Source organism: Photorhabdus stackebrandtii, from assembly GCF_011189495.1.
Taxonomy (GTDB): Bacteria; Pseudomonadota; Gammaproteobacteria; order Enterobacterales; family Enterobacteriaceae; genus Photorhabdus; species Photorhabdus khanii.
This window is the reverse complement of the sequence record NZ_PUJV01000096.1, coordinates 1-2,062: the sequence shown is the minus strand read 5'-3', so window position 1 is coordinate 2,062 and position 2,062 is coordinate 1. Positions and strand designations below refer to the sequence as shown.

Annotated in this window: 1 protein-coding gene; it reads right to left on the bottom strand. The window is 55.9% G+C overall.

What is annotated here, in order from left to right; translation table 11 throughout:
- The coding region (locus C5470_RS21670) for a non-ribosomal peptide synthetase (RefSeq protein ID WP_166291858.1) at window positions 1–2,062 on the bottom strand (2,062 nt) is incomplete at both ends.

Here is a 2,062-nt window from a genome sequence, read left to right as displayed (position 1 = left end):
CCACGCGTCACACCGGCACCCCCAATATACAGCTCCCCCACCGCCCCCAATGGCACTGGCTGACCATCGTCATCCAGCAGATAAATCCGGGTATTCGCCGTCGGACGCCCAATAGGTACCAACGCATCGGTATAGTTTGACGGACAACGCCAGTGGGTGGCACACACGGTAATTTCTGTCGGGCCATAGGCATTGAACAACGTGGCCTGACGGCTCAATGTCTGAAGTAGCGCCGGGCTGGGCGCTTCACCGCCCAGTATCACCGTCAGCTTTATCGTCAGCGCCGGTAAATCAGCGCCATCCCGCAGCAGAGCCGGAGTCAAACAAGCGTGCGTCACCGCTTGCTCTTCCAGATAATGCCAGAGGCGATGCGGATCCTGACGAACCGTGTCGGCCGGAATAGCCAGACTCGCTCCACCGGTCAACGCCATCATGGTTTCCCAGACACTGGCATCGAAACCAAATGAAGCGAACTGCAACACCCGGTTACCGGAATGAATACCAAACTGGACAATTTTATCCCGAATAAGATTGACCAACCCACCATGTTCAACCATCACCCCTTTGGGTACGCCGGTAGAACCGGAGGTGTAAATCACATAGGCCAGATGACGGGAAGTCAGCGCCGGTACCTGCGGGTTGCTGTCCGGTTGATCCGGCAAGGTATTCGGATCAAGCAGAGTCAGCCCGGTAAGCGCCTCCTCACCCAACGCTACCTGTCCGGTCTCATCAGCCAATATTATTGAGGGGGCCGCATCATTCAGAATATGCGCCAGACGTTCCCCCGGATAAGCCGGGTCCAGCGGCACGTAGGCACCACCGGCTTTCAGCACCGCCAACAACCCTACCACCCGTGCCGGTGAGCTTGCCATGCAGATCGCCACCCGCTGATCCGGGGCTATTCCCAATGCCATCAGTTGATGGGCCAGCCGGTTGGCATCGGCATTCAATTCGACATAGCTAAGGGTCTGTCCTTCATACACCAACGCGGGGGCGTCAGGCGTTCTTTCTACCTGTTGTTCAATCAACTGATGAATGCATAACTGCTCAGGATACGGTGTTTCGGTCGCGTTCCAGGTTTCCAGCAATAATGTCCGCTCAGTGGATGACAAGATATCGACGGTCGTGACTGATTGCTGAGGATGGCTCACCATCGCCCGCAATAGGGCCTGCAAATAGCCGACCTGTCTTTCAATCGTTTCAGGGTCGAACAGGGCAGAAGAATAATTCAGCTCCCCAACAACCTCGCCCGCCTTTTCCGTCAATTCCAGTTGCAGATCGAATTTAGCATTATTGTATCCCTGTACGACTGGCGTCACCGCTAATCCCGGCAGTTGCCACGCTTCGGTGTCGCTCTCCTGCCAGGCAAACATCACCTGAAATAGCGGGGTATGTTCCGGTCTGCGGGGCGGTTTTACAATCTCAACCACCTGCTCGAAAGGCAGATCCTGATGCTCCTGCGCACCCAGTGTCGTCTGCCGCACACGCCGGAGCAGCGTGACCATATCCGGTGTACCGGACAAATCAACGCGCAATGCCAGGGTATTGACAAAGAAGCCGATCAGCGGCTCGATTTCCCGCCGGTTGCGGTTGGCGCTCGGTATGCCGATCACCAGATCATCCTGCCCGGACAGACGTGACAATAATGCCGCCCAGGCGGTCAGCAATGTCATAAACAATGTGGTGCCGTGCTGTTGTCCCAGCTGTTTCAGGGCCTGTACCAACGTGGCATCAATCTGCACCGGTATCCGGCCGCCGGTAAATGATTGCCGGGATGGTCGGGGCCGATCTGTCGGCAATTCCAGCAATACCGGAGCATCGGCCAGCGTGCGGTGCCAGTACTCACTTTGCACCCGCAACCCTTCACCAGAGAACACCTTACGCTGCCAGACAGCATAATCAGGATATTGAATCGCCAATGGGGGCAAGGGATCAGGCTGTTCATTTAAGCAGGCAGAATAAAGTACGCCCAGTTCTGATTTCAAGATCTCTACAGACCAACCATCGGACACAATGTGATGCTGAGTCAGCAAGAAGACGTAATCCTCGTCGGCTCGTTGTA